Source organism: Desulfobulbus alkaliphilus (assembly GCF_016918545.1).
In the GTDB taxonomy this organism is placed as follows: Bacteria; Desulfobacterota; Desulfobulbia; order Desulfobulbales; family Desulfobulbaceae; genus Desulfobulbus; species Desulfobulbus alkaliphilus.
Genome location: NZ_JAFFQC010000021.1, coordinates 24943 through 39884, shown reverse-complemented (window position 1 = coordinate 39884; position 14942 = coordinate 24943). Strand labels below are relative to the sequence as shown.

16 protein-coding genes are annotated in these 14942 nt (G+C 56.0%); 4 read left to right on the top strand and 12 right to left on the bottom strand.

Going from position 1 to position 14942, the window contains the following annotated elements; genetic code table 11:
• Nucleotides 1-72 precede the first annotated feature (72 nt).
• Nucleotides 73-1911, bottom strand: coding sequence for a glutamine--fructose-6-phosphate transaminase (isomerizing) (glmS, locus tag JWG43_RS11930; protein ID WP_205243161.1), 1839 nt, complete (start codon nucleotides 1909-1911; stop codon nucleotides 73-75).
• A gap of 414 nt (nucleotides 1912-2325) precedes the next feature.
• Between glmS and pyrE the strand changes: the two genes are divergently transcribed.
• The 3 genes from pyrE to JWG43_RS11915 are packed head-to-tail and all read left to right on the top strand — an operon-like array spanning nucleotide 2326 to nucleotide 3546.
• Complete coding sequence (gene pyrE, locus JWG43_RS11925) at nucleotides 2326-2892, top strand: orotate phosphoribosyltransferase (RefSeq protein ID WP_205243160.1); 567 nt, start codon at nucleotides 2326-2328, stop codon at nucleotides 2890-2892.
• The gene (locus JWG43_RS11920; RefSeq protein ID WP_205243159.1) at nucleotides 2889-3059 is read left to right on the top strand and encodes a dual CXXC motif small (seleno)protein; all 171 of its coding nucleotides are present in this window, start codon (nucleotides 2889-2891) and stop codon (nucleotides 3057-3059) included. The genes pyrE and JWG43_RS11920 overlap by 4 nt, the downstream gene beginning before the upstream one ends.
• Before the next feature lie 10 nt (nucleotides 3060-3069).
• Nucleotides 3070-3546 carry a PilZ domain-containing protein gene (locus tag JWG43_RS11915; RefSeq protein WP_205243158.1) on the top strand — a complete coding sequence of 159 codons (477 nt, stop codon included), beginning with the start codon at nucleotides 3070-3072 and terminating at the stop codon, nucleotides 3544-3546.
• A 63-nt stretch (nucleotides 3547-3609) separates the two neighbouring features.
• Here JWG43_RS11915 and hflX read toward each other — a convergent pair whose 3' ends face one another.
• The 7 genes from hflX to JWG43_RS11880 all read right to left on the bottom strand — a co-directional run bounded on the left by hflX (nucleotide 3610) and on the right by JWG43_RS11880 (nucleotide 11464).
• A complete protein-coding gene (gene hflX, locus JWG43_RS11910; protein ID WP_338033262.1) occupies nucleotides 3610-5352 on the bottom strand; it encodes a GTPase HflX in 1743 nt (580 codons plus the stop codon).
• Nucleotides 5306-6679, bottom strand: coding sequence for an asparagine--tRNA ligase (gene asnS, locus JWG43_RS11905; protein WP_371925190.1), 1374 nt, complete (start codon nucleotides 6677-6679; stop codon nucleotides 5306-5308). Before asnS ends, hflX begins: the two co-directional genes overlap by 47 nt.
• 121 nt (nucleotides 6680-6800) lie before the next feature.
• On the bottom strand, nucleotides 6801-7649 hold the full coding sequence (locus JWG43_RS11900; protein WP_205243156.1) for an LpxI family protein: 849 nt from the start codon (nucleotides 7647-7649) through the stop codon (nucleotides 6801-6803).
• Complete coding sequence (gene lpxA, locus JWG43_RS11895; RefSeq protein ID WP_240193548.1) at nucleotides 7642-8529, bottom strand: acyl-ACP--UDP-N-acetylglucosamine O-acyltransferase; 888 nt, start codon at nucleotides 8527-8529, stop codon at nucleotides 7642-7644. Before lpxA ends, JWG43_RS11900 begins: the two co-directional genes overlap by 8 nt.
• 92 nt (nucleotides 8530-8621) lie before the next feature.
• Nucleotides 8622-9074, bottom strand: coding sequence for a 3-hydroxyacyl-ACP dehydratase FabZ (fabZ, locus tag JWG43_RS11890; RefSeq protein WP_205243155.1), 453 nt, complete (start codon nucleotides 9072-9074; stop codon nucleotides 8622-8624).
• Nucleotides 9071-10138 carry a UDP-3-O-(3-hydroxymyristoyl)glucosamine N-acyltransferase gene (lpxD, locus tag JWG43_RS11885; RefSeq protein WP_205243154.1) on the bottom strand — a complete coding sequence of 356 codons (1068 nt, stop codon included), beginning with the start codon at nucleotides 10136-10138 and terminating at the stop codon, nucleotides 9071-9073. Before lpxD ends, fabZ begins: the two co-directional genes overlap by 4 nt.
• A 156-nt stretch (nucleotides 10139-10294) precedes the next feature.
• Nucleotides 10295-11464, bottom strand: a complete 1170-nt coding sequence (locus JWG43_RS11880) for an exo-beta-N-acetylmuramidase NamZ domain-containing protein (protein ID WP_205243153.1) — start codon at nucleotides 11462-11464, stop codon at nucleotides 10295-10297.
• A 485-nt stretch (nucleotides 11465-11949) separates the two neighbouring features.
• Here JWG43_RS11880 and JWG43_RS11875 point away from each other — a divergent pair, with 485 nt between their 5' ends.
• Entirely contained in the window at nucleotides 11950-12717 is a 768-nt protein-coding gene (locus JWG43_RS11875; RefSeq protein WP_205243152.1) for an outer membrane protein, read from the top strand.
• Nucleotides 12718-12970: 253 nt separating this feature from the next.
• On the opposite strand, the gene JWG43_RS11870 is transcribed toward JWG43_RS11875, so the two are convergent.
• From JWG43_RS11870 to mtgA, 4 genes are all read right to left on the bottom strand, one after another.
• Nucleotides 12971-13447 carry a PilZ domain-containing protein gene (locus tag JWG43_RS11870; protein WP_205243151.1) on the bottom strand — a complete coding sequence of 159 codons (477 nt, stop codon included), beginning with the start codon at nucleotides 13445-13447 and terminating at the stop codon, nucleotides 12971-12973.
• A gap of 285 nt (nucleotides 13448-13732) precedes the next feature.
• Nucleotides 13733-14029, bottom strand: a complete 297-nt coding sequence (locus JWG43_RS11865) for a DUF2332 family protein (protein ID WP_205243150.1) — start codon at nucleotides 14027-14029, stop codon at nucleotides 13733-13735.
• On the bottom strand, nucleotides 14026-14169 hold the full coding sequence (locus JWG43_RS11860; protein WP_205243149.1) for a hypothetical protein: 144 nt from the start codon (nucleotides 14167-14169) through the stop codon (nucleotides 14026-14028). Before JWG43_RS11860 ends, JWG43_RS11865 begins: the two co-directional genes overlap by 4 nt.
• A complete protein-coding gene (gene mtgA, locus JWG43_RS11855; RefSeq protein ID WP_205243148.1) occupies nucleotides 14162-14929 on the bottom strand; it encodes a monofunctional biosynthetic peptidoglycan transglycosylase in 768 nt (255 codons plus the stop codon). The genes JWG43_RS11860 and mtgA overlap by 8 nt, the downstream gene beginning before the upstream one ends.
• Nucleotides 14930-14942: the final 13 nt, after the last annotated feature.

Here is a 14942-nt window from a genome sequence, read left to right as displayed (position 1 = left end):
AATCTTTGGCAATAAATTTCACCAGCCGCCCTTCGGGGTATCCGCTCACGGATCCAGGCTCTTGGCCTGACCCTACTCGACGGTGACGCTCTTGGCGAGATTCCGCGGCTGATCGACATCACACCCCCGGCGGTGGGCAATCTCGTAGGCCAGCAACTGCGCCGGAATGGTATACAACAGCGGATTCAGATCCTCCAGCACCTCGGGAAGATAGAGAACATCCTCGGTGAGCGAGGTCAGGTGGGTGTCGCCGGCGGTGCCGACCAGCACCAGACGCCCCTGCCGGGCCTTGATTTCCTCGATATTGGACACCGATTTCAAGTAGGTGCTGTCTTTGGGCACCAGGGCCACCACCGGCATATCGCGATCAATCAGGGCAATGGGACCGTGCTTGAGTTCTCCGGCGGCATACCCCTCGGCATGGATATAGGAAATCTCCTTGAGTTTCAGGGCGCCCTCCAAGGCAATGGGGAAGTTGAGCCCTCTGCCGACAAAGAGAAAATCCCGGGCGTCGTAGTAGCGCTCGATAAGATCCCTGATCTCCTCCTGCAGACGCGGCAGCTCCGCGTTGATCACCCCGGCGATGTCGATCAGGCCACCGCCCAGATATCTACGGGTCGCCGGATCAATGGTCCCACGGAGCTGACCCAGATACAGGGTGAGCAGAAACAGGGCGGTCAACTGGCAGGTAAAGGCCTTGGTGGATGCCACCCCGATTTCCGGGCCGGCATGGGTATAGAGGACACCGTCCGCTTCCCGGGTCATGGTGGAACCGACCACGTTGCAGATGGTCAGCACCTTGGAGCCGAGCTGGGTCGCCCGGCGGATACCGGCCAGGGTGTCGGCGGTTTCCCCGGACTGCGAGATGGCAATGGTCAACACCCGCTCATTGACCAGCAGGTGGCGATACCGGAATTCGGAAGCGATATCCACCTCCACCGGAATACCCGCCCACTTCTCTATCCAGTATTTGGCGACCAGAGCCGCATGCCAGGAGGTACCGCAGGCCACCAGAGCTATCCGCTCGACAGCCTTGAGCGCCTGGTGATCCAGGCCGATTTCCGGCAGATCAACCACCCCGGTGTCGGCAATGATCCGACCGCTGATGGTGTTGAGAATGGCCTGGGGCTGTTCGAAAATCTCCTTGAGCATGAAATGACGGTATCCGGCCTTTTCCGCCATGGCGGCATTCCAGTCAATGGTGGTGACCGGTTTGACCAGTTTGGCCCCGTCATCGACCTGCAGGATGGTGTACTCGCCTTTGCCCAGGACCACCAGCTCTCGATCATCGAGAAAAATGACTTCCCGGGTATAGGGCAACAGGGCGGGAATGTCCGAGGCGATGAAACAGGCATCCTCGGTGACGCCCATGACCAGGGGACTCTGGTTGCGAGCGGCCACCAGCAAATCAGGCCGGCCAGCCCAGAGCACCCCAACGGCGTAGGAACCTTCAACCCGGGACAGCGCCTCCCGCACCGCCGCCACCAGATCGTCCGTCAAGGCATCTTCAATCAGGTGGGCCAGGACTTCGGTATCGGTTTCCGAGGTGAAGAGGTGCCCTTTTGCCTGTAATTCAGCTTTAAGGGCACTGTAGTTTTCGAGAATACCATTGTGAACCACGACCAGGTCACCGCTGCAATCTGTGTGGGGATGGGCGTTGTCTTCGGTGGGCGCACCGTGGGTTGCCCAGCGGGTATGCCCCAGCCCGGTACTGCTGGCCGCGCCGACATGCTCATCCACCACGGCTTCCAGATTCGCCAGTTTTCCCTTGGCCCGGTACCGGACCAGACGGTTATTGAGGTGATACACAAGCCCGGCGGAATCATAGCCGCGATATTCGAGACGACGCAACCCCTCAAGAAGAATGGGCACCACTCTTCTGTTTCCGACATAACCGACTATTCCGCACATATCGAAATCCTCAATAGTATTCCAGTGAAAAAAGGGACCAAGGCTAATTTCAGTATCCACGAGCCGCCAGGAAAATGCAAGCCGGAACACTCTCCAAATTATTCTCCTGCCGACAGGAACCGAGGCCGATTATTCCGCCCCCCAAAAATTCCGGGTTTTGTATAAGCATAGGCCTGAATCCGTGACGGCTGGACGCTTGTTTTGGGTATATACTGCTGTAATCATTTTATAATTGCAGCAGAACCCTTAGAGATAACCTTCACCAGCCGCTCTTCGGGGCGTCCGCTCACGGATCCAGGATAGGGAAAAAACAGCTCGTCCTTTCATACCAATTGCAAAATCGTTTTGCCAAACCCGGAAAAAAGGGTATTTTATTACTATATTATTAAGACATAAGACAGGCATGAAAATAACATGAACGAACGACAACGGTTGCGAGAACTGCTTATCCAAAAATCCTACCGTCAGGGGACCTTCACCCTTACCTCGGGGGCAACCTCGGATTTTTATGTGGACGGTAAACAGACCACCCTGGACGCTGAAGGAGGCTATCTCTGCGGCCGGCTCCTTTTTGATCTGATCCGCCGGCACCCACGGCCAATTTGCGGGGTCGGCGGCATGACTTTGGGGGCCGACCCGCTGGTGACCGCGGTCTCCCTGGTCAGTTATCTGGAAAAAGCACCCATTCCGGCCTTCATCGTTCGCAAGGAAGCCAAAGGTCATGGCACCGGCAAGTACATTGAAGGAAAAAACAACCTCGTTCCAGGCAGCCTGGTCGCGCTGGTGGAAGATGTGGTCACCACCGGCGGCACCCTGCTTAAAGTGATCGAACGGGTGGAAAATGAGGGCCTCAAGGTCGGGCTGGTCGCCACCATTGTCGACCGGCAGGAAGGAGGAGCCGACACCCTTGCCGCCCATGGCTATCCCCTGCAGGCGGTGTTTACCCGGGAACAACTCATCGGCAAGGAGCAACAGCAGTGAAGTGCGGAAAGTGCAGTGAAGTACTCGTCGTCCAACGCCGCTGTCGTCAGATCCGTCTGCAATGCACTGGATGCAGGCGGGAGTACCAGATCCACGAAGTCGCCGCCGACCTTGATCCGCAAACCGAAGCGGAACTGGAACGCTACACCTGCATCATCTACGACTGATCGGCAGCTGATGACGATTTCCGCTCTCAAAGCCCATGTGCGCACCAATGGCACGGCAACTCTCATCTGCCCCGCCTGCGGGGCAGTGCGCAATGTCTCCGCGGAACGATTCCGCCATGGCCGCCATGTCATCACCGCCCGTTGCCGTTGCCGGCACGTGTACAACATTCTGCTTGATTTTCGCCGCCACTACCGAAAAAAGACGAACCTGCCCGGCACTTACGAGATTCTCAGTGAAGGCGGGGTTGGCGGCGGCATCATCCACATCATCAACATCTCCCGCGGCGGCTTGGGATTCACTGTCTCAGGTCTGCATCGGATCGAGAAAGACCAGCTCCTCCTGGTCGAATTTCAGCTCAACGATAAAAAACAAAGTGTCCTGAAAAAACGAGCGACTGTGAAATCTGTCCAGCAGAACGTTATCGGCTGTCAGTTCATGGAGGATGCCGCCATGGAAAAAGCCCTGGGTTTTTTCCTCCAGACCTGATTAATCCAGACTCCCGCTCACCTCATCCCATCCGCGCCGGTGTTCCTGGGGTCGCTCTCCTTTTCATTCCCGCCGGTCCACTGACTCCCGCAACATGGTCCATGCTCTGGTTAACAACGGAGTCAGCGTTTCAGCCCGCAGAGCACTGACCACCACCCCTTCCTCGTTGCTCGGTAATTGTCCGTAATCCTCGGGATCGACCAGATCAAGCTTATTGAACACTTTGAGACAGGGAATGGTATCCAGTTCCAGTTTGGTCAGCAGCGACTCCACCACCTCCACCTGACGCGGCCAGGCCGGGTTGGATACATCGATGACATGAAGCAACAGGTCGGCTTCGAGCAATTCCTCCAGTGTTGATTCAAAAGCCTTGAGCAGATCAGCGGGCAGATGACGGATGAAGCCAACGGTATCGGTGATGATCACTTCCATGTCCTGGGGAAAACGCAGCCGCCTGCTGGTGGGATCCAAGGTGGCGAACAGCAGATCCTCAGCCTGGATATCACTTTTGGTCAGGGTGTTGAGGAGCGTGGACTTGCCGGCATTGGTGTAACCCACCAGAGAGATCACCGGTACATCACGCTTTCGCCGTCGACTTCGTCGGTGGTAGCGCTGATTCCCCACACCCTTCAGTTCCTTGCTCAGGCGGGCAATGCGGTCATTGATCCGCCGCCGGTCGATCTCCAGGCGGGTCTCCCCCGGTCCGCGGGCACCGATACCGCCGGTCAGACGGGAAAGGGCGTCGTCACGGGTGGTCAATTTGGGCAGCATGTATTTGAGCTGGGCCATTTCGACCTGGAGCTTTCCTTCCCGGGAGCGGGCCCGACTGGCAAAAATATCGAGAATCAACTGCGTCCGATCGATCACCCGCAGATCGGTATGATCGGTGACTGAACGAATCTGGGATGGGCTGAGTTCCTGATCGAAAAGGAGCAGATTAGCCCCCATACGCAAACTCATCAGCATGATCTCCACCAGCTTGCCGCGACCAAGGATAAAGCGGGGATGCATTTGCTTCCGTCGCTGCAGCACCTGCCCGAGCACCTCGACCCCGGCGGAGCGGGCCAGTTCGACCAACTCGGCCAGGGATTCCTCAGCCTCGCTCCTCGAGCCGGTGGTGACCGAGACAAGAATGGCGCGATCCTTCCCCTGGTCGACATCGAGCACCGGCCGTTCCCGGACGAATTCCTCCTCAAGGGCCTCGATGAGGCTGAGGCAGGATTGCTGCACATTGGCCGGATGAACCGGAGGCAACGTGGTCCAGTCGCGGCCGTCAATCTGACGGGGAATGAGATGCACCGTGTGCAGCAGGTCCGGCAACCCTTCCCTGATGGTCAGGGATGCCATCAGATCGAGCCGCAGGCAGGCCAGATCCATAATGTCTTCTTCACTCACCGCCGCGGCCCGGCCCAGCACGGTATGCACGCAACGCAGGCCGCGCAGTCGTCCACCGGCGGCTCCGACACCGGCCAGGGCGGGTATGGTGATCCGGTCGTAATCACCGACGATGACCGTTTCTATACGCCCGGACCGATGGATGAGGAGCCCGACCCGCCGGTTCAACTCCGTGGAAATCTCCGCCAGAGCACGGGCAACCTCACGGCCGATAATGTCCTCGGGCCGCATTTTTTTCTGAGCCAGCCGCTCGAGATCCCGCAGCTGTTTGGGCTTCAGCCCATTGATGTGACCAGTGATTCCCGCGATGGCAAGCCTCCTTGTTATCCCGCAACCTTTCCCTGCACCTCCACGCCAGGGCCAGTCAGCAAGGAGCGCTGCCCGGCGTACGCGGAAAGGGAATAACGTCACGGATATTGCTCATTCCGGTGACAAACTGGACCAATCGTTCAAACCCCAGGCCATACCCGGCATGGGGCACGGAACCATAGCGGCGCAGGTCCAGATACCAGCTATACTGATCGAGGTCGAGCCCAGCCTCAGTCATCCGCTGGGCGAGCAGGTCATACCGCTCCTCCCGCTGACTGCCACCGACCAGCTCTCCGATACCGGCCACCAGAATATCCATGGCCGCCACGGTATGACCGTCATCATCGAGACGCATATAAAAGGGTTTGATCTTTTTGGGATAATTGGTGACGATCACTGGTGCCTGAGCCACCTCTTCACAAAGATAGCGCTCATGCTCAGCCTGCAGATCAAGGCCCCACTGGACCGGAAAGTCGAACCTGCGGCTCGACCGTTCCAACTCGGCAATGGCCTCGGTATAGGTCAGACGAACAAAGGGACGATCACTGAGCCGGGTCAATTTCTTGTGTACCCCCCTGGCGATAAATCGGTCAAACAGCTCAAGGTCCTCCGCACATTCGGCAAGGACCGCCTTGACCAGATACTTGATCATGACCTCGGCCATCTCCATATTACCATTCAGATCGCAGAAGGCCATCTCCGGCTCCAACATCCAGAACTCTGCCAGATGGCGGCTGGTATTGGAATTCTCCGCCCGGAATGTCGGCCCGAAGGTATACACGCGGCTATGGCTCAAGGCAAAAATCTCGGCTTGTAGCTGACCACTGACCGTCAATCCCGCCCGCCTGCCGAAAAAATCCCCGGAAAAGGGGGCCGACCCTTGCATTTGGGCAGGTTCCAGCGAAGTCACCGTGAACATTTCCCCCGCGCCTTCACAATCAGAGGTGGTGATGACCGGCGTGTGGACCTGGAGAAACCCCTGCTCATGAAAAAAGCGATGGATAGCGAAACTGAGGGTACTACGGACCCTGGCAACTGCCCCCAGGGCATTGGTCCGGGAACGAAGATGGCTGATCGAACGGAGATATTCGAAGCTGTGACGTTTTTTCTGCAGCGGGTAGGTTTCGGGATCGGCCCAGCCGATCACGGTGATGGTTGTCGCCTGCACCTCCACGTCCTGCCCCTTGGCCGGCGAAGCGACCAGCACACCCTGGATCCGGAGCGAGCAGCCCGTGGTGAGTCGGGAAACTTCAGTGGCATAATTGGCAAGGCTTTCCTCGGCCACCACCTGCAAACCGGCAAGACAGGACCCGTCGTTGATCTCCAGAAAAGAAAGAGCACCCGAGTCGCGACGGGTCCGCAGCCAGCCGCACACCTCAATGGTCTCACCCACCGGTTGCTGGTTGAGGAGATCAACGATCCGTATCATGTTCCGCATACCCATACTCTCCCTATCCGTCTCTTATGTCTGTCAATTTCGTAACGGGCTGTTTGTTCAGCCTGAATCCGTGAGCGTTCGTCAGACCAGCCGTCACGGATTCAGGTTCAGGTCAACAGCGTAAATCCCCCTGTTCATCCTCTCCCAGCCCGACGACAACGATCCCGGCGCGATCAGCGGCCCGGACCATGGCTTCACGGTCAAAAAGCAAAGATTCTCCAGCCTCCACAGCCAGGACCGCCCCTTTGACAGCTACCAGGGTTTCGATAGTCCCAACACCGGTTGCCGGCAGATCGAAACGGAAATCCTGCCCGGGTTTTCTCACCTTGACCACTACCGCCCCGGATCCGGCCAGCTCTCCTCCCCGGCGGATAGCGGCATCGGTTCCCTCAATAGCCTCCACTGCCAGCACACTGCGATCGCGAACCACCACACATTGACCGATGTCAAGACTGCCCACTGCCCGGGCAATGGACCAGCCGAAACGAATATCCTCCATCTGGGCTGCTGAAGGTTTTTTACGGCTCAGCACTCCCCGAGGAAAGAACAGGTGATCCAGATAACAGGTGGAGGCCAGCACCTGGATACCTTCTTCCTCGAGCGTGGCAGCCACAGCGCGGAGAATGGCGTCGTCAAGGCGGGTATCGATCTTGCTCCACAGGGTGAGCCCTTTTAAATCGGGAAGCACATCATGAAAGATGCGTGTCTTGGTGATGGTGCCGGCAAAAACGGTCTCCTCGACCTGCTCGCTGCGAAAATAACGGATGATTTTTCCCAGTTGTCCCAATTTGACCCAATAAATAACATCAGCATGGTCTTTGAGTTCGGTCAGGGTTTCGTTCGTATGGGCAATGGCCACAACCCTGCGACCTCGCTTGCGTGCCGCCTCGGCAAAAAGCAAGGGAAACTGACCACCACCAGCGATCAGACCAATGGCCGGCCTCGAGGCATTCTCAGTCATCGATGGTCCGCTTGACCACACCGCGTTTGCTGGAATGAAAAAAATCAACCATCAACTGGACCTCAGGGCAATCCTTCATTTCCGTTTCCAGAAACGCCAGTGAATCCCTGAGGAGGAGATGGGGAGAACGAAACAGGATTTTGAAAGCTTCTTCAAGATTTTTGATAGTGCCCCGATCCATGCCGGAACGGCGCAGGCCAATCTTGTTGATACCGGCGATGCGCATCTGATTCCGGGTCCCCTCCATGATCACATAGGGCGGGACATCAAGACCGATGCCGGACATGCCGCCGACATAGGAATAATCACCGATCCGGCAAAACTGATGGATCGCCACCAACCCACCGAGGTTGGCATGATTGCCGATCTCCACATGGCCGGCCAGGGTGGCCACATTGGCCATAATCACATGATCGGCAATGGTGCAGTCATGGGCGACGTGGCAATAGGCCATAATCATATTCCGATTGCCGATGAGAGTCCTGCCCTTCCCTTTTGCCGTGCCCCGATGGATGGAGACATATTCACGGATCAGATTATCATCACCTATGGTCAGTTCAGTAGGCTCCCCTTTGTAATGGATGTCCTGGGGCGGCGCACCGATGGAACAGAAAGAGCCGATGGTGTTCCGGGCACCGATGGTGGTCTGTCCGGAAATCACCGTATGGGAACCGATCCTGGATTGGGAACCGATCCGTACTGGTCCGTCGATAACAGCATAGGCTTCAACGGTCACCGCTTCGGCAAGTTGCGCTCTGGTGTCGATGACCGCAGTGGGGTGGATGTTCATGGGTGCAGTATCCTGAAAAAAAGAGACGCAACGGCTATACTGCCGTTGCTCAATATATCGAATTCGTTCATCGGGTACAAAGTAAGACATAGTCCTGGATCCGTGAGCGTTCGTCCGTCACGGATTCAGGATAGTTGCATCGGATGGCTGATCCAGCGTATCAGCCCCCTATCCGCGGATAATCAGGCAAAGGTCGCCATCATTTCAGCTTCCGTTGTCAGCTGGTCATCAACATAAGCCCTGCCCGACATTTTACTGACCTTGCCTTTCTGCTTGATCATTTCCAGTTTGAACACCAACTGATCACCTGGACGAACCACCCTGCGGAACCTGGCCTTGTCGATTCCGGTGAAATACACCAGCCTGCCGATCAGCTCCGGACTGGACAGAGAAGAAAGGACTCCCCCGGTCTGGGCCAGGCCCTCGAGTATCATAACCCCGGGCATGACCGGTTCACCGGGAAAATGGCCCTGAAAAAAAGGCTCGTTCATGGACACGTTCTTTACGCCGGTGATACGGACCCCCATTTCCAATTCCACGATCCGATCAACCATGAGGAATGGGTATCGGTGCGGCAGAATTTCCATGATCCCCTTAATATCGATGGGCAGTTGCACATCCCGCTCTCTGGTCATTGTTCTTCACTCCGTTGATCTTCTGTTCGGGCAAGGAGTTCGCTGAGCCGTTCCACTTCTTTACGCAAGCGCCGCAGCTCCCTGGCCATTTCCGGCAAACGGCTGTAGACGGCGGTCGCCTTGCCCCATTGTTTAATTTCAAAGGCGGGAGCGCCACCGACCTTGGCCCCTTGCGGCTGATTGTTGTGGATTCCGCTCATGGCTGCGGCCATGACCCGGTCTCCCAGGCGGAGATGTCCAGCAACTCCGGCCTTGGCTCCAAGGACAACATTTCGCCCCAGAGTGGTGCTGCCGGCAATACCGGCCTGAGCCACCAGGATTGAATGTTCACCCACCACCACGTTATGGCCAACCATAACCAGGTTGTCGATCTGTGCTCCGGCTTTGATCCAGGTGGTGCCAAAGGCAGCCCGATCCACGCAGGCATTGGCCCCGATGGCGACATCATCATCAATGCGGACCGTACCGACCTGTGGCTTTTTATAATGACAGCCGCTCATGTCGGTGGCAAAACCAAAACCATCGCTGCCAATCACCGCGCCATGGTGGATCATAACCCGTTTGCCGATGGTGCAGTGCTCCGCGATGGTGACATTGGCGTGGATGACACTCTCCTCACCAATGACCGTGCCCGCACCAATGACGACACCGGCCCCGATGGTCACCCGCTCCCCCAGAGCCACGCCATCTCCCAGGCAGACCAGCGGACCGATGGTCACCTCCGAGGGGATGCGGCACTCCTTGCCGATCACCGCCGAGGGATGGACCCCCCTGGTGATAAAAGGCCGGGCAAGGAGATGGGTATGGATCCGGGCGGCTGCCACCGAAGGCTGATCACTGACAATGGTGGCGATGTCCAGGGGACCGGCACCCTCGGGGACGATACAGGCGGCAGCCTTGCAGCCTGCCGGCAGAGGCAGTTGCTTTGTGCTGAGGACAAAAGTCAGTTCATTGGGACCGGCATATTCCATGCCGTTCAATCCTCGTACGGACAACTGCGGATCACCCTCCACCCTGCCCCCCACCAGGTCAGCCAGTTGTTGCAGAGTATATTCGCGGGTCACAGGACAGACTCCAGAAAGAAAAAAAGGTTCAATGTGTCAGGCATACGAGAAACACCGGAACGACCGCATTCTAACCCCCTGTGCTGATGCCGTTTCTCTTCTACTGCACCTGTGTCGACCGGAAGGGTCAGACCTTACTGCAATTTCCTTCAATCTTCAATCGTAAAGAAAAAGAGTGCTGCTGCGCTGCCGATAGGTCTGCAGTTCAGTCTGCCATTCCCGCTCCAGTTCCTCAATGAGCACCCCATCCTCCACAGCCAGGCGCACAGACCGGTCACCAAGAATGAGGTCCATGGGCAGCCGCTGGTATTCATACTCATAGGGCGGTTCTTTATAAGCAAAATGGTCCGGGTAGAGACTGCGGACCGCCTGGAGCAGTGCAAGACTGGTCCGATAGGGCTGGAACACTTCGGGATCGGTGACATGAATTTGAAATCCATTGCACCCCTGACCCGCCCATTTCCCGGAGGTCGGTTCAAATCGCAACGGTCGCAGCCGGCACCCGGGCAAAGCTGTCCTGGCCAGCATTGTCAGTATTTCCTCCTGATGAAAAAACGGCGCCCCAAAGAGCTCAAAAGGCAGAGTGGTTCCCCTGCCCTCGGAAATATTGGTACCCTCCCAAAGCACCTGACCAGGATAGACAAGAGCCGTGGCGGGGGAAGGCATGTTGGGCGAGGGGAACACCCAGGGGTAGCCGGTGGCTGGAAACATCATGTGCCGTTTCCAACCTGCCATGGGGATCACGTCGAGATCAGCGTTGATCTGCATCTCCCGGTTGCAGAACAGGGCTAATTCACCGATGGTCAGTCCATGGCGCATGGGAATTGGGCAACGGCCGACAAAAGAAGCGCAGTCCTCACGAAGCAGATTGCCTTCAACCAGATGACCGCCAATGGGATTGGGCCGATCGAGAATCACAACCTTGACGTCCGTGGCCACGGCTGTTTCCAGGCAATGGACCACGGTCCAGATGAAGGTATAGACTCTTGTGCCCACATCGATGAGATCAACTAGGAGGACATCGATGTCGGCAAACATGGACGGGTATGGTTTGCGCGTTTCGCCGTAAAGAGAATACACCGGCAGCCCGCTCACCTGATCGATACTGTGATCAGACTCGATCATATTGTCCTGCTTTTCGCTGAAAAAACCGTGCTGCGGCGAGAACAGGGCGGTCAACCGACCGGGGAACGCCCGGCAAAGCAGATCGCGAGCATGATGGTATCCGTGGTCGGTGGAGGCCTGGTTGGACAACAATCCCAGCCGTCGCCCTTCAGGGATTTTTTCCGGGGATCCGCATATTTGTTCCAAGCCTGTTCGTATCACAACACCTCCTTACGTACCTTACCCTTGCAGTACTCAGCGTATACTTGCAGCGGAATCCTCGAAACAGAGCCACTATATCCACGGGAACATTTCTCAGCACACCTCGATGGACAACAGAGTGTCTCGTTTCTGATCAGACACTCTCTAGCTGATACGCCTGCCCTTCGTCAAGATCTGATCGAAAAGTGTTGCTGAGAATTACCTGTGATCTATTTTTTGAACTTTTTTCCTTTGCAAAAACAATCAGCTGAAAAAAACCTGGCACTTTCGTTCAAAATTTTGTATTTTTATGCAAACAATATTGCCAGCGATCATTGTCTTTGTTATATTAGTCAGCAAGCGTGAAGAGGACACTATGCTGCAGTCCACATCTCCTGAGCAGACTCTTCGTGATCAGGCAAAAGAATGCGTATCAAGTCTTGAGGGTTTTTTCGGGCAATAACGCCCAGATGGTCATAAAGTCTCATCACAGTGGGGTAGATGGTATGAAAAAAATAATGAGTGTCTTGGCTGTTTCGGCGTTCATGTTGACAGCAAATTCCGTGCTTGCAGGCGGCCCGGGCAAACAAATGATCTATGATGATGGTTGTCCGGATGAGTGCCAGCAGCAAATCGACGATCTGCAATCTTCACAGGCGCAGCAGAATGAGCTGCTTTCCGCCCATGGTTCTCAGCTCGAAGACCATGAACAGAGAATCACCAGACTGGAAGAGCCACCGTGGAATCCCTGGTATGTCCGCGCCGGCGTGAAACTGGTCTGGCCCAAGCAGCAGGACTTCCTCAGCAGATATATCGATACCGATATGGGCTGGGGTGTGCAGCTTGCCGTTGGTAAAGTCATCAACATGGAAGTCGGCGCCTTCAGGGTCGAAGTTGAATTCGCCGATCAAAAAGCGGATATGTCCGATACCGACGGCGATGTCAAATTGCGGACCTATATGGTCAATGGTACTTACGAGTTCCCCGTGGTGGATATGGTCTCCGTCTATGCAACGGTGGGTGCCGGATACGGTCGCTATGATCTGAATGCCCCCTTGGTTGATAATTTCACCGGCGGAACCTCCTGGGTCAACCATTCCGAAAGCGTCTTTGCCTATAAAGGCGGCTTAGGTGTTACCTTCAATCTCGACGAACAGATGGCCATTGACTTGGGATACGAGTACCTTGGCAATTCCCACGCGGTCATCAATGGTGCGGAAATCAACAATCCGCACAGCCACAACATCGTCACATCCTTCCGTTTCATGTTCTAAGCAGCAACAGATCAGCATCACCACAAAACAGACAGCCTTGCGGAGATTCCGCAAGGCTGTCTGTTTTTTATGCAACCATGCACTGGGGAGGCCGTTTCGTGATTGACCACGCCCCTCCCCTTGCAAGCGGTCATGGCTGCCCCTCCGACGTATCCGAAACTGACTGCTCGCCATCACCCCATCACGCGGGTAGCCGTGGCAGTGCAAAAAGAGGGTACCTCTGATGCACTTAGCCTTTCATTCTTGTTGCCAATTACAAATAAAAAGTGAGCACTTCGTCCCGAGACGGGTCATCCGGATCGACGAATTCTCCGCCGAATCTTTTTTCGGGATCAACATGCCGCACTTTAACCGCCGTATCAATTCGCCGCTGATGCCGGTCATCCAGCTTGAAGGTGACAATCAGTTCGTCATCCACCTGAATCGTGGTGTCATGTTCGATTTTGATACCGAGACCGCCGACGGAAATATTCCGCACCACACATGATCGTTCAACGTCCTCAACTTCGTCTCTTTTTCTGTACCCACCGGCAATATGCACATCTTTTCGATACGAACGTCTGAATTCGATATCGATGGCAAAGGTGTTGGTACAAGGACACTGCACTTTGAGGTTGCGCGACTTTCCCTTCAGTCCGGCAACCGAAAAGGATCGTGACTTGTTACAGGCAAGGCAACGGACGGTAATGGTATCGCTCTTGTTGACATAATATTTCTGGTTGGATGTCATTAACGGAGTCTCCCATGCCAGGACTTGCAAAAAACGAGACTCATGCAAGCAGGATAGGCGGACAACAACTCTCTATGCCCACCCACGTGACCAGTTGCACTCTTGTAATTGCATTGTACAACGGTCGTGTTCATTAATACAAGGCCTTTTCTTTCGGTTTTGTTGCAAACGGAAAACAAGTGCCAAAACCTGAGGCCCCTGGAGTGAAAGGGACATCGCCAGTTTGTCGGGTTCATCCTCTCCCGGGAACAGCGGATCTGTTCCCCCGCTCTCAGTTGACAACCGCTACCGGACAGCAACAGGGGACCGGTGATCGTTTGCAAACCGTTTCAGGTCAGGAAGCCATTGTATCCGGGTCCCATGCGGGTGCACCCAGGCCAGCTGCCCATGCCAATGATACCCTTCCTGCCAGAGGTCGGCGATCCAGCCAACCCAACCGAACTCGGGTGGTCCCGGTTGCCCACGCAGGGGTTCCCATTGCAGCCAGAGGACCGGCTCCCGCCGCTGTCGTGCCCAGGTATCAAGATGCGCGCCCAGGGAAATTCCCTTATCATGAAGATAGGTGGCAAGATAGGTATTCATACGGCCAGAGGATCCCGGTCACCGGCTGCCAGCCAGTCGGCCACCAACCCGAGCATGCGGGCGGACAGGGGAGAAGAGGCAGCGGCAAAAACCTGCTGCCTGCGAAATCTCCGGATCAAGCGAATGCGCAAATCATCCATGCCCAGGCTGCGCCCAGATTCGATCGACAAAGCGGGTACCGCCAAGTCGATTCATATTGGTTTGAATCCATCGAACTCGGGACTGCAGATAGGACGAAGGTCGATCCGCGTGCAATCGCCGAGGACTGGGCAGCACAGCGGCGAGCAGGGCGGCTTCACGGCGGGTCAGCTGGTCAGGTTTTTTGTTGAAAAAATGAGCCGATGCGGCATGCACACCATAGATACCGTTGCCGAACTCGGCAATATTCAGATACACTTCAAGAATCCTGCCCTTCGGCCACAACAATTCCAGATACAGGGTCAACCACGCCTCGATTCCTTTGCGCAGGTAGCTGCGCCCACCCCAGAGAAACAGGTTCTTGGCGGTCTGCTGCGAAAGGGTACTTGCCCCCCGCAGTCTTGTGGACCGGGTATTTTGTTCCATTGCCTGCCTGATGGCAATAAAATCAAAGCCTCGATGCTCGGGAAAACGCTGATCTTCGGAGGCAAGAACCGCCAGGGCCATGTACGGACTGATCTGATCACGGGAAACCCAGGTATAACGAACAGGCGGCACTTCCTGGCTGCTTGTCAGCCTTTCGAAATGGTGCATCACCATGAAGGCACTGGTCGGTGGTGGTACCCAGCGCAGACACAAGACAATCACTGCCGGCACAGCCAGCCCTGTCCCCACGACAAACAGCAGGAAACGAAAAGCCTGACGCCGCCATTTCCGGTGAGATTTCCTGCCCGAGCGGGAGAGAAGCGAGGCAAACTTCACAGGATCACCCCCA

What these genes read in the sequence shown, in the direction of transcription:
- fabZ (WP_205243155.1), bottom strand. Translation starts at nt 9,074, where the DNA reads ATGACCAGAGAGCGGGATGTGCAACTGCCCATCGATATTAAGGGGATC.
- JWG43_RS11870 (WP_205243151.1), bottom strand. Translation starts at nt 13,447, where the DNA reads ATGACATCCAACCAGAAATATTATGTCAACAAGAGCGATACCATTACC.
- JWG43_RS11860 (WP_205243149.1), bottom strand. Translation starts at nt 14,169, where the DNA reads ATGGATGATTTGCGCATTCGCTTGATCCGGAGATTTCGCAGGCAGCAG.
- JWG43_RS11900 (WP_205243156.1), bottom strand. Translation starts at nt 7,649, where the DNA reads ATGACTGAGAATGCCTCGAGGCCGGCCATTGGTCTGATCGCTGGTGGT.
- lpxA (WP_240193548.1), bottom strand. Translation starts at nt 8,529, where the DNA reads ATGTCTTACTTTGTACCCGATGAACGAATTCGATATATTGAGCAACGG.
- glmS (WP_205243161.1), bottom strand. Translation starts at nt 1,911, where the DNA reads ATGTGCGGAATAGTCGGTTATGTCGGAAACAGAAGAGTGGTGCCCATT.
- JWG43_RS11915 (WP_205243158.1), top strand. Translation starts at nt 3,070, where the DNA reads ATGACGATTTCCGCTCTCAAAGCCCATGTGCGCACCAATGGCACGGCA.
- asnS (WP_371925190.1), bottom strand. Translation starts at nt 6,679, where the DNA reads ATGATACGGATCGTTGATCTCCTCAACCAGCAACCGGTGGGTGAGACC.
- JWG43_RS11875 (WP_205243152.1), top strand. Translation starts at nt 11,950, where the DNA reads ATGAAAAAAATAATGAGTGTCTTGGCTGTTTCGGCGTTCATGTTGACA.
- pyrE (WP_205243160.1), top strand. Translation starts at nt 2,326, where the DNA reads ATGAACGAACGACAACGGTTGCGAGAACTGCTTATCCAAAAATCCTAC.
- JWG43_RS11865 (WP_205243150.1), bottom strand. Translation starts at nt 14,029, where the DNA reads ATGAATACCTATCTTGCCACCTATCTTCATGATAAGGGAATTTCCCTG.